Below are 23,441 nucleotides of genomic sequence, written 5' to 3' on the forward strand. Positions count from 1 at the left end.
TTTAAAGGGTTGACAGGGGTTTTTAAGATTGTAGAATAGCGCGCCTCAGAGACACGAACGTAGCGATACGGACGGATCGAAGAGAAGGTTGTATCGCAGTAAAAGTTGTAAATTTGAAATGTGTAGTTCCGTGATAGCTCAGTCGGTAGAGCAAATGACTGTTAATCATTGGGTCCCAGGTTCGAGTCCTGGTCACGGAGCCAATTTCAAAACCGGGGTATAGCGCAGTCCGGTAGCGCGCCTGCTTTGGGAGCAGGATGTCAGGAGTTCGAATCCCCTTACCCCGACCATTTTTGGGTCGTTAGCTCAGTTGGTAGAGCAGTTGGCTTTTAACCAATTGGTCGTAGGTTCGAATCCCACACGACCCACCATTTTTGAGACCAGTTAACGCTGGAATCAGATCTTAAGATCAGAGGTCAAAAGCCCTGGTCGTGAAAGGCGACTGAAAGGTCGCCTTTTTTTACCGGGGTATAGCGCAGTCCGGTAGCGCGCCTGCTTTGGGAGCAGGATGTCAGGAGTTCGAATCCCCTTACCCCGACCATATTAAAAATCCTCGTATCGAAAGATACGGGGATTTTTTTTGCCTGGAATTATCTCAAATCCAATACAAAGCGAATATGGGAGGGGGCTTGCTCCCGATAGCAGTGTGTCAGCCACTCATTACTCAGCTGACTCACCGTCATCGGGCGCAAGCCCCCGCTCCCATTAGCCGAGCCCCATCAGGGACCGTGTTGTCAGTGAAGCTTGAGTCGCGGCTCGGTCCCGCGCCCGATCCTGCTGCCCAGCATCAGCATCGCCGTGCGGAAGACGCCATACAGCGCCATCTGGTGCATGCGGTACAGCGACACATAGAACATCCGCGCCAGCCAGCCTTCGAGCATCACGCTGCCTGTCAGGTTGCCCATCAGGTTACCCACCGCCGAGAAGCGTGACAGCGAGATCAGCGAGCCGTAGTCGGTGTACTTGTACGATGGCAGGTCCTTGCCTTCGATCCGCAGCTTCAACGATCTGGCCAGCAATGAAGCCTGTTGGTGCGCGGCCTGGGCGCGTGGCGGCACGTTGCGGTCGGTGCCGGGTTGCGGGCAGGCGGCGCAGTCACCGAAGGCGAAGATGTTTTCATCGCGGGTGGTTTGCAGCGTCGGCAGTACCTGCAGTTGATTGATGCGGTTGGTTTCCAGGCCGTCGATGTCCTTGAGGAAGGCTGGCGCGCGGATGCCGGCGGCCCACACTTTCAGGCTGGCCGGAATCACTTGGCCGCTGCTGGTGATCAGCGCGTCGGCCGTCACTTCGCTGACCGCCGAGTTGGTCAGCACCGTCACGCCAAGCTTCTCCAGGGTCTTATGCACCGGCCCGCCAATCCGCTCCGGTAGGGCGGGCAACACCCGTGGGCCGGCTTCGATCAAGGTGATATGCATGTTTTCGGGTTTGATGCGATCCAGGCCATAAGCGGCCAGTTCGTGGGCGGCGTTATGCAGTTCGGCCGCCAGTTCGACACCGGTTGCTCCCGCACCGACGATGGCGACGCTGATCTTTTCCACCACGTCGGTTTGCCCGGCATGGGCGCGCAGGTAGTGGTTGAGCAGTTGCTGATGGAAGCGTTCCGCCTGTTTGCGCGTGTCGAGGAACAGACAGTGTTGCGCCGCGCCTTCGGTGCCGAAGTCATTCGTGGTGCTGCCGACCGCGATCACCAGGCTGTCATAGCCCAGCACGCGCGCAGGCACCAGTTCGCGGCCTTCTTCATCGAGGGTCGCCGCCAGCTGGATTTTCTTCTGTTCACGGTCGAGCCCGCTCATGCGCCCCAGTTGGAACTCGAAGTGGTTCCATTTGGCCTGGGCGACGTAGTTGAGTTCGTCTTCCGAAGAGTTCAGCGAGCCGGCGGCCACTTCATGCAGCAAGGGCTTCCAGATATGGGTCAGGTTGGTATCCACCAGCGTGATGCTGGCGGTGCCGCGTTTTCCCAGAGTCTTACCCAGGCGGGTAGCCAACTCCAGGCCGCCGGCGCCGCCGCCGACGATAATAATACGATGGGTCATGGGGATATCTCGCAAGGCTAAAAGAAATCGGAGCAGTTACCCCCGCGAGCGCCAGGCAGCTCATAGCGTCAGGTAACTCAAAAGGCGGCTCAGCAGGCCGAGCCCAATCACCGCCACCAGCACCACCACAAGGAGCAGCCATGGCCGGAAAGGCTTGCGCTCGACTTGGTTCTGGGAGAGTTGCAGGTACTCTTCGACATGCTGTTGGTCATCGGGGTTCAGGCGGCTGGTCATAAAGGCCTCGTCAGGTAGACGTTGCAGAAGGGCGCCACGTTACAGTCGGTGGGTGGGCGCAAACGCTATAAGCGTAGCCTGTGCCCGTGTCACAGGCTGATGCCCACGTCGAACACTATGCTGCGGCCCAGGTTGTTGCGCAAGAAATCCGGCGCGTCCGGGTGGGCGAACAGCACCCGTGCAAACGTCGGCCCCACCAGTGACAGCGAACGCCAGCCCTGGCGCAGGTACTCGGTGGGCGGCGGGAAGTGACTGTTGAGGTCCAGGACTTCGCGCTTGAGGCTGGCAAACGCGACGATATCCAACTCGCCCAGGTCCATCCCGCGCTCTTTGTAGTTGTGCGCTTTTTTGCGCAGGGTCGGCGCCAGGCGCAACAGGAACTCATGGGCCGGAATTCGTCGCGGCTTGGCTTCGCGCCGAACCAGTTGGCTCAGGGAGAACGCACTGCGCCGACGCAACAGTTCATCGCGCCATTCGTCGTTCAGGCGCCGCCCCTCATCCAGTACGAAGAACACCTCGAAACTGGCGTCGCGAAACAGTACGTCCGGTGGTTCCTGCCCGGCGGCGTGAAACTCTTCGGCGCGGTACGGCACATTCAAGCCTTGCAGCAGGCGTTGGCAGACCCAACGCTCACGCTCCCATTTGCGGGCATTGGACAGGAACGCGTTGGCTTGTTCGGCCGCTACGGTGAGCAGGCGCAAATAATCTGAGTCATCCATGCATGCAGCTTAGCGTCCAAATGATGACGGCAGGAAGTCCCGCCGCAAAAGCTCGGTGTAGACTGGCCACTTGTCCGTTCTCCCTAGCATGAGGTGTGCAGTGAAGTTTTTTGCCGTGCTGTTGCTGAGTCTGTTGCCTGTCGGGGCCCAGGCCGTTGAGGTGGGCGAGCGCGTGGCGCCCTGGACCCTGTTGGATCAGTTCGATCAGGCCTACACCCTGGATGACCAGGCGCAGATCCTGTTGGTCGCCCGCAGCATGGACGCCGCCAAGCAGGTGGACGCGGCTTTGCAAGGCCAGCCCAAAGGTTATCTCGAGGCGCGCCACGCGGTGTTTGTCGCAGACATCCAGCGCATGCCTCGGCTGGTCGCCAAGTTGTTCGCGGTGCCGGCGATGCAAGCCTACAACTATCGGGTGATGCTCGACCGGGACGCCCGTATTGCTCCGCGCTATCCCGCGCCCGCGGATAAAGTGCTCTGGCTGCAACTGGATAACGGTAAGTTGATTGCTCAACACGAGTACAGCTCGGCCGCGGAACTGCGCCAAGCCCTGGAACAGGTCAAGCCGTGATCAGTGCGGCAGTGCTGGCGCCGGCAACCCTCGGCATCGGCTGGTTGCTGTATGCGCCTGTGCTGTTGTGGGCGATCCTGCGTTCGCCGTGGGTCGAGCTGTTCGCCGATCGGCGGCGTCAGCATTTGCTGTTTGGCACGGTGTTCGCGCTGTTCATGTTATGGCTGGTGCGGCGGGATTTCGACACCGGCGTCTCCTACCACTTTATCGGCATGACCGCCGTTACTCTGTTGCTCGATTGGCCGTTGGCAATTGTCGGCGGGTTTGCCGCCCAGTTGGGCTTGATGCTGTTGGGGCGCCAGGACCTGGCGGCGGTAGGCATCAACGGCCTGCTGCTGGTTGTGCTGCCCGTGCTGGTCACCGAAGCCTGCGCGTTGCTGGTGGAGCGAGCGCAGCCACGCAATCCCTTCGTGTATATCTTCTGTTCCGGTTTTTTTGCCGCTGCGTTGTCAGCCTTGCTCTGCCTGCTGGTGGGGCTGGGGTTGTTGTGGTTCGACGGGCGTTTTGCGATGCCGGAATGGCTGGAGGATTTTGTCGGTTACCTGTGGCTGATCATCTTTCCAGAAGCCTTTATCAACGGCATGGTGATCAGCGCGCTGGTGGTGTTTTGCCCGGAATGGCTGGAGACATTCAATCGCACCCGCTACCTCTCGGCACCCTGGAAGGACGACGATTCGCAGACTTGACCCAGGTCAAATCGCTCGCAGCGGGGCAGGCCCATGCTTTGCGAAACTTTTCCTGAGCAAGGCGGGAGTACAAATCATGAGTGTGTATGAGTGGGCACGGCAGGAGTTGCGCAGAAGCCAGGACGCGGCGCAGGAAATCGGTTTTGACCCAGGCTTGACTCTGCGCGCGATGCTCAGCGCCGTGGTGCAGCAGAGCAAGGGTGTGCGCAGTTTCGAAGACCTGGCCGACGAGTTGCAATACCTTGCAGAGAACCTCGACGACCAGCAGGAATATGCCTTTATGCGGCCTTAATGGCGCGGCGGCAGGTCTTCGGAAAACAGCTCGTCTTCGGCGTCCGGCGCCACGGGGATCTTGTGTTCCTCAGCGGCCCAGGCGCCCAGGTCGATGAGCTTGCAACGGTCCGAGCAGAACGGCCGGTTGAGGTTGGTCGCTTTCCATTCTACGGGTGCGCCGCAGGTTGGGCATTCGACGGTCAAGGGTTGGCTCATGATCGGCCTCCACGCAAAGTAAGGTAAAAGTGGTGCAGTCGCTCGACCTCGCTGTGCAGCCAGGCGAGGTCTCGGTCATTGACCAGTACGTCATCGGCATGCTTCAGGCGGTCTTCGCGGCTGGACTGGGCCTTGAGAATCGCCTGCACCTGTTGTTCGCTGATGCCGTCGCGCAGCAGGGTACGCTGAATCTGCAGGGATTGCGGCACATCGATCACCAGGATGCGCTGGGTCATGTGGTACTGGCCGGATTCGATCAGCAGCGGTGACACCAGGATCGCATACGGCGATCGGGCGCGGGCCAGGTGATTGCGAATCTCCTCGCCAATCAATGGGTGCAGCAAGGCTTCCAGCCAGCGGCGTTCTTCGGGGACTTCAAAGATCAGCTTGCGCAGCGCGGCGCGGTCCAGTTGGCCGTCGCGCTGCAGCACGCCGGCACCAAAGTGTTCGGCGATGCGGGCGAGCGCCGGACGGCCAGGCTCGACCACCCAACGGGCGGCGTGGTCGGCATCCACCAGGTCGACGCCCAGGTCGACAAAGTGCTGGGCCGCAGCGCTTTTGCCGCTGCCGATACCGCCAGTGAGGCCAAGGATCCAAGGTGTTGCAACAGAAGTGGTCATCTGAAACCGACAGACTGCAAATAGAAGTCGGTTATTTGACCACCCCAGAGCACGGCAATCCAGCCGGCAATTGCCAGATAGGGACCAAACGGCATCGGTGCCGAGATCTCAGCCTTGCGCAAGCGCATCAGAATCAGCCCTACGATCACGCCCACCAGCGAAGACATCAGTAGCGTCATCGGCAGAATCTGCCAGCCGCCCCAGGCGCCAAGCAGCGCCAATAACTTGAAGTCGCCATGGCCCATGCCGTCCTTGCCGGTCACCAGTTTGAACAGCCAGAACACTGTCCACAGACTTAGGTAGCCGATCACCGCGCCCCACAGTGCGTCCGGCAGTGCGGTCAGCAGGTCGGCGCTGTTGATGATCAGCCCCAGCCACAGCAGCGGCAGGACCAGGATATCGGGTAGCAGTTGGTGATCCACATCGATCAGGCTCATTGCCAGCAGCCCCCAGCTCAACAGCATGACTGCCCCGGCTTGCCAGCCAAAGCCAAAATGCCAGGCCACCATGGCCGAGATCAGCCCGCAGGCCAGTTCAGTGATGGGGTAGCGTGCACTGATCGGCTGCTGACAATGGGCGCAACGCCCCCGGAGCATGAGGTAGCTGAGCAGCGGGATATTCTCCCACGGGCGAATCGGGTGATTGCAGTGCGGGCAGCAGGAGTTGGGGTGCATCAGGTTGTAGGTGGGCCCGGCGGGGTCGGCGGGCATGCCGAGCACTTCAAGGGCTTGTGCGCGCCATTCCCGCTCAAGCATTTTCGGCAGGCGCCATACCAGTACATTGAGGAAGCTACCGATGATCAGCCCCAGTACCAGCGCCACTGCGACAAACGCCCATGGCTGCTCAGTCAGCAGCAGGTTCAAAACGCTGTACCGAGTTGGAAGACCGGCAGGTACATCGCAATCACCAGCGCCCCGACAATGCCCCCCAGCACCACCATTATCAGCGGCTCCATCAGGCTGGTGAGGTTGTCGACCAGGTTGTCGACTTCCGATTCATAGTGGTTCGCGACTTTTTCCAGCATGCGCTCGAGTGTGCCCGACTCCTCTCCGATGGCCGTCATCTGAATTGCCATGCCTGGAAAGAGACCGCTGGCGGCCATGGATTGGTTCAACTGCATGCCTGTGGATACCTCATGACGCATATGTTTGATCGCCTGCTTGTACGGCCCGTTGCCGACGGCACCTGCCACTGAATCCAATGCCTGTACCAGCGGCACCCCAGCCGCGAACGTGGTGGAAAGCGTGCGGGCATAGCGTGCCACGGCCGATTTCTTCAGCAGTGTGCCTGCCAAGGGGGCTTTCAACAAACCCGTATCCAGCCCCTGACGAAAGCCAGGGGCTACGCGATAGGCGTGGCGCAGCGCGAAAAAACCGGCCCCGAGGCCAAGCGCCAGAGCCCACCAGGCTTGCTGCATGAACGTGGACAGGCCGATGACGTGCAGGGTAAAACCGGGCAACTGTCGGTCGACTCCGGCGAACAGGTTCTGAAATTGCGGCACTACGTGGATCAGCAGGATGCTGCTGACCAGGCTCGCCACCACCAGGACGGCGATCGGGTAGGTCATGGCTTTCTTGATTCGCGCCTTTAGCTGCTCACTCTTTTCCAGGTGAGTGGCAACGCGCTCCAACAGCGTTTCCAATGCCCCGGCCTGTTCGCCGGCGGCAATCAGGTTGCAGTACAGGTCATCGAAATAGCGTGGCTGTTTGCGCAGCGCGGTCGCCAGTGCGGTGCCGGCGGCGATGTCCTGCGTCAACCCCTTGAGCAGTTCCTGCATCGGCCGGCTCTCGAAGCCGTCGCTGATGATGTCGAAGGCTTGCAGCAGAGGAATGCCGGCTTTCAGCAAGGTCGCCAACTGGCGGGTGAGCAGGGCGATGTCAGTGGGTTTGATCGGCGCGGCGAGGCAGGCCAGGCCGGGGAATTGCCTGCGCACGCTGCTGGGGCGGATCCCTTGCTGGCGCAGCTTTGCCTTGATCAGGGCGAGGTTGTGGCCCGTGGTGTGCCCGGACACCCTGTGCCCCTGGCGGTTGGTGCCTTCCCACGCGTAGGTCCTTGAAGCGTTGTCCATGTCCATTTCCGCACCCAGTTCGTCGAAGTTTTATAGCTTAGTCAGGTGACAAATTCGGGCGGCCTGGTGTTGCACGATAAAATGTCAGAATGTGCGTCTTGTGCGCGATGGGCCGCTCGCGGGTGAGTACACTGGCGCGGCTGTGAAATACGGGGTGCAGGACGCGCCTTGTCATGGGTTCTATTCTGGAGAGTGAATGTGATGCGTCAGAAAGGCTTTACCTTGATCGAGTTGTTGATCGTCGTGGCAATCATCGGCATTTTGGCCACCATCGGCTTGCCCATGTACACCACGCACCAGGCCAAGGCCAAGTTCACCGCGGGGCTGGCTGAGATCACCGCGTTGAAAGCCGGCTACGAGGATGTTTTCAACCAAGGCACCGAGCCGAAGCTGGAACTGGTCGGCGGCACCAGCCCGACCGCCAACTGCAAGATCGACGTGGCCGGGGATGTCGCCACCGGTAACGGTTCCATCAGTTGCGAAATACTCGATGCCCCGGCGCCGGTGCTGGGCAAGACCATCACCCTGACGCGCAGCGCCACCGCCGGCTGGAAGTGCGTGACCACCGCTGAGGCGAAATACGCCGCCAAGGGTTGTGATGCCAGCGGTGCTTAACGTCAAGCCCCGCACATGGATGTAAAGGTGGCCAATGTCGTTATCCCTGCAGCAGCGCGGCAATGTTTTCCTGGTGGCAGCGGTGTGCCTGTTGGTGCTGGGCATCTGTGCCCCCTTCAGTGGGCACGACCTGCAACGAGGGGTGCAGATTGCCCTGGGATTGTGTGCGGTGCTGTATGGGCTGTCGGTTTCTCCGATTGAGCGGCTGGTGGATCGGCCCACCGCCATAGGCCTGGTGCTGATTATCGGGCTGGGCCTGCTGTCTTCGGCCCTGGCCCACCAGCCACTCTGGGCATTCACCGAGGTGGCGCTGTTTATCGTATGTGGGGCGATTGCGCTTGCATTTGCCTTGCTTCGGCGCCACGGCGGTGAGCCTTTGGACCGCGTCCTGGTGCTGGTCGTGGTGCTGTTGTGCCTGATCAAATCGATCCAGTATCTGCATGCTGGCCTGCTGGTTATTCCCAGTGGTCAACGGTTACTGGACCCTGACCTGCTCCTGTCAGGTTTTGCCAATAAGCGTTTCTACGGTCAATTCCAGACCTTCACTCTGCCGTTGCTGGCCCTTCCCCTGCTGCTGCCCGGCGTCAGCCGTCCCGTACGAAGTGCGGTGTTGGCGTTGTTGTGTGTCTGGTGGTTGATCGCAATCAGCGGCGGCACACGTGGCACGTGGCTTGGCATGGCGATGGCAAGTGGGGTGCTGGCAGTGCTGGGGCCTTGGGGGCGGCGCTGGCTGGCCTGGCAGTGGGTGGCACTGTGCGGTGGGCTATTGCTGTATTGGCTCTTGTTCACGGTGCTGGTGGGGTACCTGGGCATCGAAGTTTCCCAGGCGGCAGCCGATCGCCTGACCACCTCTCTGTCGGGGCGCGGCCCGATCTGGTGGCAAGCGTGGCACATGCTGGTCGAGCATCCATGGTTGGGTTTTGGGCCGATGCATTTCGCCGATATTGCCAACAACATTGCTGCCCACCCCCATCAGGCGATCCTGCAATGGGCCAGTGAATGGGGCATGCCATCGGCCCTATGCGTGGCAATTCTGGCGTGGCGGGCGAGTTGGGCCACCGTTGGCGTACTCCGTGAACGGGCGCAATTTGCAACGTGTGCCGACCTGCTGCGCACCTGCCTGTTTGCGTCGCTGATCGGCGCGCTGACGCAGTCCATGGTGGATGGTGTGATCGTGATGCCTAACTCGCAGGTGTGGTTGGCGCTGGTGGTGGGCTGGCTGATGGCGTTGCATGCCTGGCGCACCCCGGCAACGCCCGCATTGCCCCTGGCCTGGGGCGCCTGGAACGTGGCGAGTGTGTTGGCCGTTGGTCTGCTGGTGTGGGTGGCCGTGCGTGACCTGCCGCATCTCCAGCAAGCGCAGCAGCGCTATCTGGATACCCGTGGCGGGTACCTGCAACCGCGCTTCTGGGCTCAGGGCGTGATTGCCCTCTCACCGCCGTAAGTTGCCGGACGCCCGATGCGGTGCTAGCTTTAGCCCACCGCCCGTGTAGCTCAGCCGGTAGAGCAGCGCACTCGTAACGCGAAGGTCGCAGGTTCGATTCCTGTCTCGGGCACAAAGGCAACAGTGTTTCAAAGGCAACGTTTTCAGATGATCCCAGAATGGTTCTGAAGGCCAGACGAGCCGGCATTCGTGCCTGTTCTTTTGTATCTGCGCAACCTTGATGACCCAGATGCATCCCCATTCCTCGATCTAAGAGAACAACATGACCACGACTGAGATGACCCAGGAAGTTCGGCACCAAGCAGCCCTCGACAAGTACATCGGGGAATCGCCGCAGCTTAAAGAAGAGATCAAGGACCTGAGCGCTGAAGATCAGCGTGACCAGATCCAGTGGGCATTCGAGGACGAGGCCGAGAGCCAGGGCTTGCAGCCTTGGGAGCTGACCCTCAAGTACACCTCGACACCGGAAGAGTTCGAAGCGGCACGGCTGGCCCTGCACAAGGAAGCGGCCGAGGTGCTGGGTGTCGAGTGGGAAGAGTACTGCGAGATGAATGACCTGGTGGTTTAAGCGCTTGCTTGTGTAGGAGCGAGCTTGCTCGCGAAAATCGCTAACGATGACGCGGGCTGCCTGGTACCCTGCGGCGTTCTCAGGTTTTTCGCGAGCAAGCTCGCTCCTACAGTTAAGGTGCTCAAATACTGAGGCGCATCGACAAATCCACCGCCTTCACATCCTTGGTCATCGCGCCGATGGAGATGTAATCCACTCCGGTTTCTGCGATGGGCAGCAGGGTGTTTTCATTGATCCCGCCGCTGGCTTCCAGCTTGGCCTTGCCGCCATTCAGGCGCACGGCTTCGCGCATGTCATCCAGGCTCAGTTCATCGAGCATGATGATGTCGGCGCCCGCCGCCAGGGCGTCGCGCAATTCGTCCAGGCTTTCCACTTCGATTTCCACCGGCTTGCCTGGGGCGATCTGGTGCGCGGCGTTAATGGCCTGGGCAATGCCTCCGCAGGCCGCGATATGGTTTTCCTTGATCAGAAAGGCGTCATACAAGCCAATACGGTGGTTGTGGCAGCCCCCGCAGGTCACGGCGTACTTCTGCGCCAGGCGCAGGCCGGGAAGGGTCTTGCGCGTGTCGAGCAGCTTGACCTGGGTGCTGGCGACAAAATCGGCGAGGTACTGGGCCCGAGTGGCTACGCCTGACAACAACTGCAGAAAATTCAATGCGCAACGCTCGCCGCTGAGCAGCGAGCGTGCCGGGCCTTCAAGGTGGAACAGCGCCTGGTTGGGGCTCACGCGTTCACCGTCGGCGACTTGCCAATGCACGGCGACCCGCGGGTCCAGCTGGCGGAACACCGCGTCTACCCAAGCGGTACCACTGATCACCGCCGCATCGCGCGTGATGATCGTGGCCTTGGCCAGCCGTTCGGCCGGGATCAACTGTGCGGTGATGTCGCCACTGCCGATGTCTTCCAGCAGTGCGCGGCGCACATTGGCTTCGATTTCGGCGGTGAGGTCGGCAAGACGGAGGTTCGGCATAACAGGCTCCACAAACAAAGTGCCCCGATTATAGGGGCAGCGCGCGTTTGAACCCAGCCACCTGCTCATTTACACGCCAATGACAGAGTTTGCTGGCGCAACGGCCCTCATTTGCAAGATAATCTCGCGCCTTGCAATTGGCGTCATAGCTTTGACGTACTGGTGATAACCGGAAAACCGCAGTGCCCAGCCGGCCCTGTACCCGATCGTTCCCCAACCCACACCGCCGTTTCAGGAGGCCAGGATGCACAATGACGGAAAGGTGGTGCCTATTCACAAGGCACAGGCCACGCCATCGCCGCTCGCTCGCCTGCCGGTGGTATTGCTGCAGGTTCGCGACAAGTCCGCGCAACAATTGCAGCAGGGCTTGCAGGAACTGTTCGATAACGCCGACGACACCCTGTTCGAAATGGCCGACAAGGCCCGCAACAACATCGATCACCATATTTTCTTTGAAGCCATGCGTGACTTGCGCCTCAAGCGCAAGAATTTCGAACGGGTGTTCATGGAGCAATTGTTCGAGGCCTTTGCCAACCTGGGCCAGGCTGGGCGCGGTGACCTGCAGTTGGTTCCGGTGGTTTCCTACGATACGGCGTCAGGCACCTCCAGCGATGACCGGGAAAAAACCGTGGCGTTGGAGGCCATGCTGGTTCGCGTGCGCCATCGCGATGGCTTGGCCCTGGGGCAATTGACCGCGCGCCTGAATGCATTGCTGGATAAGCACCTGGATGAGCGTGAGAACCCCCTGGGGCCGGCGTTGTTGTGTGAGTTCTTCCTGCGGGCAGGGCGCAGCCTCGGGGTGGAAATCCGCGTCAAGCTGATCATGCTCAAGCTATTTGAAAAGTACGTCCTCAGCGACGCCGACTACCTGTACGGCGAGGCCAATCAGTTGCTGGTTGCCACGGGGGTGCTGCCCGAGCTCAAGGCTGTGCCGTCGCGGCGCCTCGGCGGGCGGGCGACACGCGAGCATCCGCGTGAAGACAATGTGCCGACGTCCGATCAACCGGTCGACGAAAACGGCCAGCAAGCCTTTGCCGCCCTGCAGGAACTGCTGGCGGCCGTACGTGGCAGCGTGGCGCCCACCCTCGAAGCCAGTGCCGAACCTCAGCCGATTGCCACCCGTGACCTGTTGCGCCTGCTGTCGCACTTGCAGCAATACGTACCGGAGCCGGACGTCGAGGACGACTTCGACTTGCGCAACCAGCTTGAACAGCTGTTGACCCGGGTCAGTGTCAAGAGTGGCAAGTCCCGCGTGGTGGAGGATGCCGACGAAGACGTGATCAACCTGATCGCCCTGCTGTTCGAGTTCATGCTCAATGACCATGGCGTGCCTGACGCCTTCAAGGCCTTGATCGCACGCTTGCAGATTCCCTTGCTGAAAGTGGCGGTGCTGGATAAGAGTTTTTTCAGTCGCCCCAGCCACCCGGCCCGTCGGCTGCTCAATGAAATCGCGGCCATGGCCATGACCTGGAACCCGTGCGATGAGTATCAGCGCGACAGCCTGTACGTGCGCATCGAGCAGGTGGTACAGCGTTTGTTGAACGAGTTTGTCGAGGATCCGGCGATTTTTACCCAGCTTTTGACGGAGTTCTGCGCGTTTACCGCGAACGAGCGGCGCCGCAGTGAGCTGATCGAACAGCACACCCGTGACGCTGAAGCCGGGCACCTGCGTACCGAAGAGGCTCGCCAGCGCGTGGCGGATGTGCTGAACCGCCGGCTGCTGGGCAAAGTACTGCCGCGCGCCGTGGTGCAATTTCTCCAGCAGGCCTGGAGCCAGGTACTGTTGCTGGCCAGCCTCAAGCACGGCGAAGAGTCGGTGCAATGGCAGGCGGGGTTGCGGACCATGGACGAGTTGATCTGGAGTGTGAGCCTGCAGCAAGACACCGAGGCCGGGCGGCATTTACTGGAGCAACTACCGGGCTTGCTCAAAGCGTTGCGCGATGGCTTGACCAGCGCGGCGTTCGATCCTTTCAGTACGCGTGAGTTTTTTGTGCGGTTGCAGGCCCTGCATATTCAGCCGGGTGAGGGCGTCGAGACCCTGGTCGAAGTCAGCCAGCCGTTTGTGCTCAGCCCGGGCCTGCCCGACACCGCCGAGGACCTGCCGCTGGACGATCCCGCGCGGCTCAAGGTCCAGCAACTGCGTGTCGGAGGTTGGGTCGAGTTCCAGGCGCTTGAAGAACCCCCCCTGCGCTGCAAGCTTACGGCGATCATGGCGCCGTCCAACCGCTACATTTTCGTCAACCGCATGGGGCTCAAGGTCTTGGAGAAAAGCGTCGGCCAACTGGCGCTGGCGTTCAAGCGTGGCACCTTGCGCCTGCTGGACGATGGCCTGTTGTTCGACCGCGCGCTGGCAGCGGTGACGAACACATTGCGTCAACTCAATCGCGGCAAGTGATCGCACCCACCGGGTGGAACGCGGCATACTGGTCACACTTCGTCACGTTCAAGGATCCTGTATGCAGTTGGACCCCACCAGCGGCTGGTGCCAGGGCATTGCGCACTGCCCTTCGCCCAACTTCAACGAGCGCCCCACCGGCGAAATCTCACTGTTGGTGGTGCATAACATCAGCCTGCCGCCAGCGCAGTTCGCGACCGGCAAGGTGCAGGCGTTTTTCCAGAATCGCCTGGATGTCACGGAACATCCCTACTTTGAAGGGATTGCCGACTTACGGGTGTCTGCGCATTTTCTGATTGAGCGCGACGGCACGGTGACGCAGTTTGTATCGTGCCTCGACCGGGCCTGGCATGCCGGGGTTTCGTGCTTCGATGGGCGTGAGACCTGCAATGACTTTTCCCTTGGTATCGAACTGGAAGGTACGGATGACTTGCCGTTCACGGATGCGCAGTATGCGTCGCTGATCGACCTGACGCGCCAGTTGCTGGTGGCTTACCCCGACATTACCCGTCAGCGCATTTGTGGCCACAGTGATATCGCGCCGGGGCGCAAGACCGACCCTGGCCCCGCTTTTGATTGGGTACGCTTTCGTAGCGCCCTGCAGGATGGAGGACACGCACAATGAGTTTCCTGGTATTGGTGCTGGCCGTGTGGATCGAGAAATTCTCGGCCTTGCGCCAGCGGTTGCAGCGAGATGGCGGCTGGTTACGCGAGCTGGCCAAGTTGGAGGCAAGCCCGCGCATGGGCAAGCAGCCGTGGCTGATCCTGGCGTTGCTGGTGTTGTTGCCGGTGGCCTTGCTGGCCTTGCTGCTGCTGGTACTGGAGCCGGTGGCCTACGGCCTGTTGGCGTTGCCGGTGCACCTGTTGGTGGTGATCTACAGCCTGGGGCGGGGGGATCTGCTCGCCGGCCTCGGACCGTTTCGCGATGCGTGGCGCCGGGGCGACTTGCAGGCCGCCGAGCATGTGGCCGAGCGAGACCTGAAGATCGCAGCGGACAGCGGGGAACAACTGCTGGAACGGGTTCAGGGCCATCTTCTATGGCAGGCCTACCAGAGTTTCTTCGCGGTGATCTTCTGGTACTTCCTGCTGGGCCCTGTCGCGGCCCTGGCTTATCGCCTGCTGGCACTGGCCAGTGAGCACAGCCAGAACCCCTTGGTAGCCGAGCGTGCCGGCCAACTGCGCCATGCCTTCGACTGGTTACCGGTGCGCTTGCTGGCGGCCAGCTTTGCCCTGGTGGGCAACTTCGTCGCGGTCAGCCGTGTGATGCTTCACGAATTGCTGAGCTGGGACATCAGCGCCGCGCAGTTGGTCGAAAAAGTCGGTCTGGTGGCCGCTGAGATTCCGCCGCCGGTGGTGGGGGCTGATGGCATCAACAGCCTGGATCGCCTGTGGGAACTGCTGCTGCGTGCGGCGGTGCTGTGGTATGCCGGGTTCGCCATCTGGACGGTGCTGCCCTGACCTAGGAGGAGCCGGCCCGCCGGCTCCGTTCTCGTTAACCTTAAGTTACAAAACTCCCTTTCGATTTGAGCTATACAGACGGAGCGCCAAATAGTGGCTTTCTGCCGCCGCCCTGCGCCTCAAATAAAAATAATAGGAAGGGAGTTCACCCGTGAAGAGCTTGCTCTATCCCGCCGTCGCGCTGATGAACCGCCTGAGCTTCGGCATGAAGTTCAGCCTGATCAGTGTGCTGTTCCTGCTGCCCATGCTGGCGACCAACTATTTCCTGGTGCGTGATTCGTGGCGTGAATTCCAGGGCACCCGCATCGAACTGCAAAGCCTCGACCTGCTCGGCAGCAGCCTGGCCCTGCGCCGCGACCTGGAAACCCTCAACAACCAGGTGCAAATCAACGCAACCCTGGGCCAGTCCGGCAAGGCTGGCGACCTTGAAGGCAAGATCAGCACGTTGGAGCAGCATGTGTTGGCACGGGTGCAGGGGCTCACAGCCATGACCACCGACCCTGAGCAAATTGCCGCCTTCGATGCCAAGCGCGACGAATTGATCGCTGCCTTCAAGGCCCAGCAGCAGGAGTCCTCCCTGCTGAGTAAAAGCGCGCTGATCGGCAAGTTGCTCAACAAAGCGCAGATGCTCAGCCAGATCATCGCCAGCCAGGCCGGCTTGAGCCGCGACCCCCAGAGCGATTTGCGCCAGCTCAGCGAGCTGATCACCAGCATCACCCCGCAGGTCACCCAGACACTGGGGGAGGGGCGGGCGATGGGCGCCTATTCCCTGGGCCAGGGGTTCCTCAATTCGTCCTCCAGCACCCGCTTTGACGAGTTGCTGCAGCAACTGGAAAAACTCCACGCCGAATACGCCCTGAAACTCCAGGACGCCCTCGGTTCCAGCCAGGCCGCCCACGCTGCGCTCGACAGCCTGGCCAAGGCCAGCAATGCCAGCCTCAAGCAAGCCAGTGAGGTCTTCGAAGAGCAGGTGGTGATGGCTGAAACCCTCGACGCACCGTGGCAGGGTTTCTACGACAACGTCAGCCAACTGATGGCCCAGACCTATCAGCTCGATGAAGCCACGCTGGCGTTTCTCGGGCACCAGCTGGAGCAGCGCCTGGCGCAGTACCGTACGCACATGGTGGTGCTGGTGTGCGCCCTGGCGGCGGTGTTTTTGCTGATCTTCTATTTGTACGCGGGCTTCTATGCCTCCACCCGCACCACCCTGCGACGCCTGGGGGTGATGATGGACAAGGTGGCGGCGGGCGACATGACGGTCACGTTCGTCGCTCATAGTCGCGACGAGCTGGGGGAACTGGGCGAGGTGTTCAATGGCACCGTGGCCAAGATCCACGACCTGATCGAGCGCGTCGGCCACACCGTCGGCCAGGTCGAGCTGCAAGCCAGCCAAGTGGAGGCGGTCTCAGTCCGCAGCAACCAGGCGGTGTCCGGCCAGCGCAGCCAGATCGAGCAAGTGGCGACCGCCATGAACCAGATGTCCTCCACGGCCCAGGAAGTGGCGCGCAATGCGGCGGCGGCGGTCAGCAGCGCCCATAGCGTCAACGATGAAACCGTCAGCGGTCGTGGCCTGGTGCAATCCCAGCAAGGCAGCATCGCGCGCCTGGCCTTGGACATTGATGAGTCGGTGCGGGTGATCAACCAGTTGGCGACCGATAGCCAATCGATCAGCAGCGTGCTGGAAGTGATCAAGAGCATTGCCGAGCAAACCAATCTACTGGCGCTGAACGCCGCGATTGAAGCCGCTCGCGCCGGAGAGCAGGGGCGCGGTTTTGCGGTGGTGGCCGATGAAGTGCGCACCCTCGCGCGGCGGACCCAGCACTCCACCGAGGAAATCGAGCAGATGATCAGCCGTTTGCACAGTGGTGTCGACGCGGCGGTCAAGGCTATGGGAACCAGCCATGCCATGGCGAATGGCACGGTGGGGCAGTCGGAAAAGGTCCAGCAGGCCTTGGAAAACATCCTGGGTGCCGTCGGCATGATCGTCGATCAGAACCAGCAGATTGCGGCGGCCGTGGAGCAGCAAACCGCCGTCGCCCACGATATCGACCAGAACATCGTTGAAATCAATCGTGCAGGTGAACATGCCGCCCAGGGTGCCCATCAGGCCGAGGCGGCCAGCCGGCAGTTGTCGCGCCAGGTGATTGAGTTGAAGCAATTGATCGGCGCGTTTCGCGTGTAAGACTGTTGAGTAGGATGTTTCTTTTGCTGGAGTGGTACTTGTCTTGATTTTCTTGTACTTCGTCTTTGCTGCCGAGAATGGGTGAGAATTTGTTTCAGCCAATAATCACAGTCCAAGGGAGGCAAGACGATGACCGCTGCCATCGGCATCAAAGGGCACTGCGCCCATTGCGACATCACCTTCGAACTCAAGCCTTGGCAGTTGAATGCCATTGCCATTGAAGAACCCTTCGATTGCCCGTACTGCCATAGGATTCTGCAGTTGTGCTGCACCCGGCAACTGCGTCAGTTCAGGGCATTGGACCATTGGGCCTTGGTACGACTGAGCATGGTGGTGTTCACCTGCGTGGCCCTGATCGTGGCGTTGGTGGCAGAGTGGCTCGGGCTGATCAGCGTTATCGGGCAGTTGAATATTTCATTGCTGGTGCTGTTGGTGCATTTCCTGGTGGCACGCTACGCCCGTCATCGGCAGCGGATGACCTTGGACCTGCAAGTGGTCAGGCCGGTCAACGCCCTACCAATTGAACAACTCGCACGCATTGCGTGTGCTCGCTTCAGCCAGCAATAGCGGGCTGAGGCCCATGCGTTCGGCCAGCGCGGTGCAGATATCGGGCAAGTGTTGCGGGCTGTTACGCTGGCCGGGGTACATGGCGGGGGCCATGTCCGGCGAATCGGTTTCCAGCACCACTGCGTCCAGGGGCAGTTGGGCGAGCACCTTATGCATGCGCAGGGCCTGGGGCCAGGTGGCGGCACCGCCCAGGCCCAGCTTGAAACCCAGCTTGATGTATTCGCGCGCTTCTTCCCGGCTACCGGCAAAGGCGTGGATGATGCCGCCCCGTGGCAGGCGGATACGCTTGAGGGTGGCAATCACGGCGGCATGGCTGCGGCGCACGTGCAACAGCGCCGGCAGTTGGAAATCGACGGCCAGTTTCAGTTGGGCTTCAAACAGGTGTTGCTGGCGTGTGCGGTCCAGTTGTTCGAGGAAGTAATCCAGGCCGATCTCGCCGACGGCGCACAGTTGTCGATGGCCGTGCAGGCGGGTCAGCCAATCGCCCAGCTCCTTCAGGTCGGCGGGGCGATGGTCATCGAGGTACACCGGGTGCAGGCCGAAGGCGGCGAACAAGCCTTCATCGCCTTGCACCAGGTCCCACAACCGCTGCCAATTCTGCTGATACACCCCCAGTACCACCATGCGCTGCACGCCGAGTTGGCGGCTGTGGGCGAGGACTTCCCGGCGATCGCTGTCGAAGTCCGGAAAGTCGAGGTGGGTGTGGGTGTCAATCAGCTCCACGCTCAAGCCTCGTGAATACGCCGCTTGAAGGTCCGGCCGATGGCATGCACGCCGGGTTGGTACTGCTCTTCTTCGATGGCGGCCAGGGCCAGGCGCAACGCCGTGTCGGCGATCAACTGATGTTGCTGGGCCATGGCATTGACCGGCAACGGCAGGAAGTCCAGCAACTGCGTATCACCAAAGGTCCCCAGGCGTAGCGGGCGCGATCTGAGCGGGAAATCATGCAGCGCGTCGAACACCCCTTGCAGCAGCACGTAAGAGGTGGTCACCAGCGCGTCAGGCAAATGCCCCAGTTGATGGAGAAGTTGCTCCATCAGTTGGCGGCCACAATCGCGGCTGAAGGCCTCGCCCTGTTCGACGATCACTTCGCCGGTAAAACCTTGCAGTGCTTCACGGAAACCGGCGGCGCGCTCCTGGCTGATGCTCAACTCAGGCCGCGCACCGATCAGCGCGATCTGCTTGGGCACCGGTTGCAGCAGGCTGCTGGTCAGTTGCTGGCAGGCCTGGCGGTCGTCGCTGACCACCGAGCAGAACTGTTCGGCGTTCATCACCCGGTCGATGGCAATCACCGGCAAACCCTTGGTTTGTAACTCGCGATAGCTGTCGTCGCTGGCCGGCAGGCAACTGGCGACAAACAGCGCATCGCAGCGTCGGGCGCGGAACAGTTGCAGCAGTTGGCGTTCGCTGTCGGCATTGTCGTCGGAGCTGGCGATCAGCAATTGATAACCACGCGCGCGGGCGCCTTGTTCCAATAGCTTGGCGATCCGTGCGTAACTGGGGTTTTCCAGGTCCGGCAGGATAAAACCCAGCGTGCGGGTATGCCGGCTGCGCAGCCCGGCTGCCTGGGGGTTGGGCGTAAAGCCATGGGCTTCGACCACCGCACGCACGCGCTCGACGGTCGCGCTGCTGATGCGTTGCTGTTCGGCTTTGCCGTTGATGACATAACTGGCGGTGGTCACGGACACACCGGCCAGACGTGCGATATCACTGAGTTTCAAACCGGGATTTCCTTGTTTTTTAGAGCTGGCCCCGACATTTTGTCCAATCGTAACCGATTACTGCACACGACTAATGTCTCAGCTCAAGTGCCGAGTGGTTCTTCAAGGATGCGCAATTAACGCGTAATCTGCCATAAATTCTAGATTAAACGTTTCAGCAGGCGTATTTTTGCGATGTTCGCTACTGAGTGGCTACTGCCAATTGACTGCTCAGTCGCTTATTCATGATCAACTTTATACTGATTTATTCAAAACAATACCTAGTGCGCCCGCCGCACTAACTAGGAGAACGGCATGCTTGAGCTCACTCACGAGCAGATATCCATGGGCCAGGTGGCTGTGGATAAATCTGCTGCCTTGCACCTGCTCGCTGACCAGTTGGTGGCCGATGGCCTGGTCGCCGAGGGTTATCTCAGCGGCTTGCAAGCCCGTGAAGCCCAAGGTTCGACCTTTCTCGGCCAAGGGATCGCCATCCCCCACGGGACTCCCGAAACCCGCGACCAGGTATTTTCCACCGGCGTGCGCCTGCTGCAGTTCCCCGAAGGGGTGGATTGGGGCGACGGCCAGATCGTTTACCTGGCGATTGGCATTGCCGCCAAATCCGATGAACACCTGCGCTTGCTGCAACTGCTGACCCGCGCCCTCGGTGAAACCGACCTGGGCCAGGCGCTGCGTCGTGCCGGTTCCGCCGAGGCCTTGCTGAAGTTGCTGCAAGGCGCGCCGCAGGAGTTGGCGCTGGATGCACAGATGATCAGCCTGGGCGTGTCGGCCGACGATTTTGAAGAACTGGTATGGCGCGGTGCTCGTCTGCTGCGCCAGGCCGACTGCGTCAGCAATGGCTTTGCCGCGGTGTTGCAGCAAGTCGATGCGTTGCCCCTGGGCGATGGCCTGTGGTGGCTGCACAGCGAGCAAACGGTCAAGCGCCCTGGCCTGGCGTTTGTCACGCCGGATAAACCCATGCGTTACCTCGGCCAGCCGTTGAATGGTCTGTTCTGCCTGGCCAGCCTCGGTGAAGCGCACCAGGCTTTGCTGGAGCGCCTGTGCGCGTTGTTGATCGAAGGTCGCGGCCAGGAACTGGGGCGCGCCACCAGCAGCCGTGCGGTACTCGAAGTGCTCGGCGGCGAACTGCCGCCCGACTGGCCCAGTGTGCGCATCACCCTGGCCAATGCCCATGGGCTGCACGCGCGGCCGGCGAAGATCCTCGCGCAATTGGCGAAAAGCTTCGAGGGCGATATCCGTGTGCGTATCGTCGATGGCCCGGTGGGCGCGGTGTCGGTAAAAAGCTTGAGTAAGCTGCTCAGCCTCGGTGCACGGCGTGGTCAGGTACTGGAGTTTGTCGCGGAACCTACCATCGCCGGCGATGCGCTGCCTGCGTTGTTGGCGGCGGTGGAGGAAGGGCTTGGCGAAGACGTCGAGCCATTGCCGACCGTGGTGGCCCAGGTTGAAATCCTCGATATCGAACCGCTGGCCAGCGCGCCGTTGGCCGGCAGCCAGCTCCAGGCCATCGCCGCCGCCCCCGGCATCGCCATCGGCCCGGCGCATATCCAGGTGCTGCAACCCTTCGACTACCCGCTGCGGGGTGAGTCTTCGGCCATTGAGCGCCAGCGCTTGCAGGCCGCACTCAACGACGTGCGTCGCGATATCCAGGGCTTGATCGAACGCAGCCAGGCCAAGGCGATCCGCGAGATTTTCATCACCCACCAGGAAATGCTCGACGACCCGGAACTGACCGATGAAGTCGACACCCGCCTCAAGCAGGGCGAAAGCGCCGAGGCGGCCTGGATGAGCGTGATCGAAGCCGCCGCCAAGCAGCAGGAGGCGTTGCAGGACGCCTTGCTGGCCGAGCGCGCCGCTGACCTGCGCGACATTGGTCGCCGCGTGCTGGCACAACTGTGCGGTATTGAAACGGCCCAGGAGCCGCACGACCCCTACATTCTGGTGATGGACGAGGTCGGCCCATCGGATGTGGCGCGGCTCGACCCGGCGCGGGTCGCGGGTATCCTCACTGCCCGTGGCGGGGCGACGGCCCACAGTGCCATCGTCGCCCGTGCCCTTGGCATCCCCGCGTTGGTGGGCGCCGGCCCGGGCGTGTTGCTGCTGGCCGCCGGCACCCTGTTATTGCTCGATGGCCAGCGAGGCCGCCTGCATGTCACCCCGGACACTGCCACCCTGCAACGCGCCACCGTTGAACGCGACACCCGCGAGCAACGCCTGCAAGCCGCCTCGGCGCAGCGCCACGAACCTGCGGTGACCCGCGACGGTCACGCCGTGGAAGTGTTCGCCAACATCGGCGAAAGCGCCGGCGTAGCGAGTGCGGTGGAGCAGGGCGCCGAAGGCATTGGCTTGCTGCGCACCGAACTGATTTTCATGGCCCACCCGCAAGCGCCGGACGAAGCCACCCAGGAAGCTGAATACCGGCGTGTACTGGACGGCCTCGACGGTCGCCCGCTGGTGGTGCGCACCCTCGATGTGGGGGGCGATAAACCGTTGCCGTATTGGCCGATCGCCGAGGAAGAAAACCCCTTCCTCGGGGTGCGCGGCATTCGCCTCACCTTGCAACGCCCGCAGATCATGGAGGCGCAATTGCGCGCGCTGCTGCGCTCGGCGGATAACCGGCCGCTGCGCATCATGTTCCCTATGGTGGGCAGCGTGGATGAGTGGCGCGCAGCACGGGACATGACCGAGCGCCTGCGCCTGGAAATCCCGGTGGCCGATCTGCAACTGGGGATCATGATCGAGGTGCCGTCGGCTGCGTTGCTCGCACCGGTGCTGGCCAAGGAAGTGGATTTCTTCAGCGTTGGCACCAACGACCTGACCCAATACACCCTGGCCATCGACCGCGGCCACCCAACGCTGTCGGCCCAGGCCGATGGCTTGCACCCGGCCGTGTTGCAACTGATCGATATCACCGTGCGCGCGGCCCATGCCCATGGCAAATGGGTCGGTGTGTGCGGCGAGCTGGCCGCCGATCCGCTGGCGGTGCCGGTGCTGGTGGGCCTGGGCGTGGACGAGTTGAGCGTGTCGGCGCGCAGCATTCCCGAAGTGAAGGCGCGCGTGCGCGAATTCAGTCTGAGCGAGGCCCAGGGCCTGGCGCAAAAAGCACTTGCGGTGGGTTCGCCCGCCGAAGTGCGAGCCCTTGTGGAGGCCGTGTAGATGGCAAGGATTCTGACCCTGACGCTGAACCCGGCGTTGGACCTTACGGTGTGCTTGGCGCGCCTGGAGCCCGGTGAAGTCAACCGCAGCGAACCCCTGCAGACCCACGCGGCCGGCAAGGGCGTGAACGTGGCCCAGGTGTTGGCTGACCTGGGCCATCAAGTGACGGTCGGTGGTTTTCTGGGGGAAGACAACCCCCAAGCGTTCGAGGCGCTGATCGCTCGCCGTGGTTTTGTCGATGCGTTTATCCGCGTGCCGGGTGAAACCCGCAGCAACATCAAGATTGCCGAGCAGGATGGCCGCGTCACCGACATCAATGCGCCGGGCCCGCTGGTCAGCGAGCAGGCGCAGCAAGCGTTGCTCAACCAACTCATGCTGATCGCCCCCGGGCACGATGCGGTGGTGGTCGCCGGCAGTTTGCCGCGTGGCGTCAGCCCGCAGTGGTTCGAAGGCCTGTTGGTGCAGTTGAAAGGCCTCGGTTTGAAGGTCGCTCTGGACACCAGCGGCGCCGCGTTGCGCGCCGGGTTGAACGCTGGCCCATGGCTGATCAAACCCAACACCGAAGAATTGGCTGACGCCCTGGATTGCCCCACGGATTCCGTCGCGCAACAAGCCGACGCGGCTGAGCATCTACACGCGCGGGGCGTTGAGCATGTGGTGGTATCCCACGGTGCCGACGGCGTGAACTGGTTCAGCCCGGGCACGGCGCTGCAGGCCACGCCGCCCAAGGTCCGCGTCACCAGCACCGTAGGCGCGGGGGATTCGTTGCTGGCCGGCATGCTCCACGGTTTGCTCAGCTTCGATGTACCCGAAACCACCTTGCGCCGCGCCACGGCGATTGCCGCCATGGCGGTGACGCAGATCGGCTTTGGCATCAGCGATGACGCGCAGTTGGCGCGCCTCGAAAGCGGCGTCCATGTGCGCCCGCTGACAGAACAATAAGAGGGTTTG

Annotated in this window: 23 protein-coding genes, 5 tRNA genes and 1 pseudogene; 19 read left to right on the top strand and 10 right to left on the bottom strand. The window is 61.7% G+C overall.

The annotated features are described in order from the left end of the window. Positions 1-127: 127 nt before the first annotated feature. The 4 genes from P2T68_RS05470 (at position 128) to P2T68_RS05485 (ending at position 541) form a co-directional block, all read left to right on the top strand. Positions 128-203 (top strand) — tRNA-Asn (locus P2T68_RS05470). 10 nt (positions 204-213) lie between these two features. Next, positions 214-290: transfer RNA gene (locus P2T68_RS05475), tRNA-Pro, on the top strand. Positions 291-295: 5 nt separating this feature from the next. Continuing rightward, positions 296-371 (top strand) — tRNA-Lys (locus P2T68_RS05480). A 93-nt stretch (positions 372-464) separates the two neighbouring features. Then, positions 465-541, top strand: a tRNA-Pro gene (locus P2T68_RS05485). A gap of 193 nt (positions 542-734) precedes the next feature. Here P2T68_RS05485 and P2T68_RS05490 read toward each other — a convergent pair. The 3 genes from P2T68_RS05490 to P2T68_RS05500 form a co-directional block, all read right to left on the bottom strand. Further along, a complete protein-coding gene (locus tag P2T68_RS05490; protein WP_168232462.1) occupies positions 735-2,033 on the bottom strand; it encodes an NAD(P)/FAD-dependent oxidoreductase in 1,299 nt (432 codons plus the stop codon). A 60-nt stretch (positions 2,034-2,093) separates the two neighbouring features. Next, positions 2,094-2,267, bottom strand: a complete 174-nt coding sequence (locus P2T68_RS05495) for a DUF3094 family protein (protein ID WP_024073379.1) — start codon at positions 2,265-2,267, stop codon at positions 2,094-2,096. An 89-nt stretch (positions 2,268-2,356) separates the two neighbouring features. After that, positions 2,357-2,986 (bottom strand): DUF1780 domain-containing protein, encoded by a 630-nt coding sequence (locus P2T68_RS05500; protein WP_017845475.1) that lies wholly within the window; start codon positions 2,984-2,986, stop codon positions 2,357-2,359. Between the two features lie 100 nt (positions 2,987-3,086). Between P2T68_RS05500 and P2T68_RS05505 the strand changes: the two genes are divergently transcribed. From P2T68_RS05505 to P2T68_RS05515, 3 genes are all read left to right on the top strand, one after another. Beyond that, positions 3,087-3,554, top strand: a complete 468-nt coding sequence (locus P2T68_RS05505; protein WP_277379131.1) for an FAD/FMN-containing dehydrogenase — start codon at positions 3,087-3,089, stop codon at positions 3,552-3,554. Then, positions 3,551-4,240, top strand: a complete 690-nt coding sequence (locus P2T68_RS05510; protein WP_024073381.1) for an energy-coupling factor ABC transporter permease — start codon at positions 3,551-3,553, stop codon at positions 4,238-4,240. The genes P2T68_RS05505 and P2T68_RS05510 overlap by 4 nt, the downstream gene beginning before the upstream one ends. Before the next feature lie 76 nt (positions 4,241-4,316). Next, the gene (locus tag P2T68_RS05515; RefSeq protein ID WP_003171680.1) at positions 4,317-4,532 is read left to right on the top strand and encodes a hypothetical protein; all 216 of its coding nucleotides are present in this window, start codon (positions 4,317-4,319) and stop codon (positions 4,530-4,532) included. Here P2T68_RS05515 and yacG read toward each other — a convergent pair. The 4 genes from yacG to P2T68_RS05535 are packed head-to-tail and all read right to left on the bottom strand — an operon-like array spanning position 4,529 to position 7,417. Continuing rightward, positions 4,529-4,729 carry a DNA gyrase inhibitor YacG gene (yacG, locus tag P2T68_RS05520; RefSeq protein WP_017845472.1) on the bottom strand — a complete coding sequence of 67 codons (201 nt, stop codon included), beginning with the start codon at positions 4,727-4,729 and terminating at the stop codon, positions 4,529-4,531. The genes P2T68_RS05515 and yacG overlap by 4 nt on opposite strands. Next, positions 4,726-5,349: a dephospho-CoA kinase gene (coaE, locus tag P2T68_RS05525; protein WP_102624199.1), complete on the bottom strand. Its 624-nt coding sequence runs from the start codon at positions 5,347-5,349 to the stop codon at positions 4,726-4,728. The genes yacG and coaE overlap by 4 nt, the downstream gene beginning before the upstream one ends. Next, positions 5,346-6,212, bottom strand: a complete 867-nt coding sequence (locus tag P2T68_RS05530) for an A24 family peptidase (RefSeq protein ID WP_069075202.1) — start codon at positions 6,210-6,212, stop codon at positions 5,346-5,348. The genes coaE and P2T68_RS05530 overlap by 4 nt, the downstream gene beginning before the upstream one ends. Beyond that, complete coding sequence (locus P2T68_RS05535; RefSeq protein ID WP_193690171.1) at positions 6,209-7,417, bottom strand: type II secretion system F family protein; 1,209 nt, start codon at positions 7,415-7,417, stop codon at positions 6,209-6,211. Before P2T68_RS05535 ends, P2T68_RS05530 begins: the two co-directional genes overlap by 4 nt. Before the next feature lie 201 nt (positions 7,418-7,618). On the opposite strand from P2T68_RS05535, the gene P2T68_RS05540 reads away from it, so the two are divergent. The 5 genes and pseudogenes from P2T68_RS05540 to P2T68_RS35160 all read left to right on the top strand — a co-directional run. Continuing rightward, complete coding sequence (locus P2T68_RS05540) at positions 7,619-8,032, top strand: pilin (protein ID WP_024073385.1); 414 nt, start codon at positions 7,619-7,621, stop codon at positions 8,030-8,032. 34 nt (positions 8,033-8,066) lie between these two features. After that, a complete protein-coding gene (locus P2T68_RS05545) occupies positions 8,067-9,476 on the top strand; it encodes an O-antigen ligase family protein (protein ID WP_277379132.1) in 1,410 nt (469 codons plus the stop codon). A gap of 39 nt (positions 9,477-9,515) precedes the next feature. Further along, positions 9,516-9,588 (top strand) — tRNA-Thr (locus tag P2T68_RS05550). Between the two features lie 150 nt (positions 9,589-9,738). After that, on the top strand, positions 9,739-10,044 hold the full coding sequence (locus P2T68_RS05555) for a DUF6388 family protein (protein WP_024073387.1): 306 nt from the start codon (positions 9,739-9,741) through the stop codon (positions 10,042-10,044). Positions 10,045-10,068: 24 nt separating this feature from the next. Further along, positions 10,069-10,158, top strand: a pseudogene (locus tag P2T68_RS35160) (outer membrane lipoprotein carrier protein LolA); the annotation flags it as partial. Between the two features lie 7 nt (positions 10,159-10,165). On the opposite strand, the gene nadC reads toward P2T68_RS35160, so the two are convergent. Further along, positions 10,166-11,014, bottom strand: a complete 849-nt coding sequence (gene nadC, locus P2T68_RS05560) for a carboxylating nicotinate-nucleotide diphosphorylase (RefSeq protein ID WP_150054127.1) — start codon at positions 11,012-11,014, stop codon at positions 10,166-10,168. Positions 11,015-11,258: 244 nt separating this feature from the next. On the opposite strand from nadC, the gene P2T68_RS05565 reads away from it, so the two are divergent. From P2T68_RS05565 to P2T68_RS05585, 5 genes are all read left to right on the top strand, one after another. Beyond that, complete coding sequence (locus tag P2T68_RS05565; RefSeq protein WP_024073389.1) at positions 11,259-13,409, top strand: DUF1631 domain-containing protein; 2,151 nt, start codon at positions 11,259-11,261, stop codon at positions 13,407-13,409. 61 nt (positions 13,410-13,470) lie between these two features. Then, on the top strand, positions 13,471-14,034 hold the full coding sequence (ampD, locus tag P2T68_RS05570; RefSeq protein WP_024073390.1) for a 1,6-anhydro-N-acetylmuramyl-L-alanine amidase AmpD: 564 nt from the start codon (positions 13,471-13,473) through the stop codon (positions 14,032-14,034). Continuing rightward, positions 14,031-14,867 carry a regulatory signaling modulator protein AmpE gene (gene ampE, locus P2T68_RS05575; RefSeq protein WP_024073391.1) on the top strand — a complete coding sequence of 279 codons (837 nt, stop codon included), beginning with the start codon at positions 14,031-14,033 and terminating at the stop codon, positions 14,865-14,867. The genes ampD and ampE overlap by 4 nt, the downstream gene beginning before the upstream one ends. Positions 14,868-15,018: 151 nt before the next feature. Beyond that, on the top strand, positions 15,019-17,049 hold the full coding sequence (locus tag P2T68_RS05580; protein ID WP_150054129.1) for a methyl-accepting chemotaxis protein: 2,031 nt from the start codon (positions 15,019-15,021) through the stop codon (positions 17,047-17,049). Between the two features lie 129 nt (positions 17,050-17,178). Continuing rightward, positions 17,179-17,616, top strand: coding sequence for a hypothetical protein (locus P2T68_RS05585; RefSeq protein WP_024073393.1), 438 nt, complete (start codon positions 17,179-17,181; stop codon positions 17,614-17,616). On the opposite strand, the gene P2T68_RS05590 is transcribed toward P2T68_RS05585, so the two are convergent. After that, entirely contained in the window at positions 17,563-18,339 is a 777-nt protein-coding gene (locus P2T68_RS05590; protein ID WP_277379134.1) for a TatD family hydrolase, read from the bottom strand. The genes P2T68_RS05585 and P2T68_RS05590 overlap by 54 nt on opposite strands. Before the next feature lie 2 nt (positions 18,340-18,341). Next, positions 18,342-19,337 carry a catabolite repressor/activator gene (gene cra / locus P2T68_RS05595; protein WP_024073395.1) on the bottom strand — a complete coding sequence of 332 codons (996 nt, stop codon included), beginning with the start codon at positions 19,335-19,337 and terminating at the stop codon, positions 18,342-18,344. A 294-nt stretch (positions 19,338-19,631) separates the two neighbouring features. Here cra and ptsP point away from each other — a divergent pair, with 294 nt between their 5' ends. Both ptsP and pfkB read left to right on the top strand, forming a co-directional pair. After that, positions 19,632-22,490 carry a phosphoenolpyruvate--protein phosphotransferase gene (gene ptsP / locus P2T68_RS05600; protein ID WP_024073396.1) on the top strand — a complete coding sequence of 953 codons (2,859 nt, stop codon included), beginning with the start codon at positions 19,632-19,634 and terminating at the stop codon, positions 22,488-22,490. Beyond that, complete coding sequence (gene pfkB / locus P2T68_RS05605; RefSeq protein WP_277379135.1) at positions 22,491-23,432, top strand: 1-phosphofructokinase; 942 nt, start codon at positions 22,491-22,493, stop codon at positions 23,430-23,432. It abuts the gene before it with no gap. Positions 23,433-23,441 lie beyond the last annotated feature (9 nt).

The sequence above is a fragment of the Pseudomonas sp. G11 genome (assembly GCF_029457515.1).
Taxonomy (GTDB): Bacteria; Pseudomonadota; Gammaproteobacteria; order Pseudomonadales; family Pseudomonadaceae; genus Aquipseudomonas; species Aquipseudomonas gorinensis.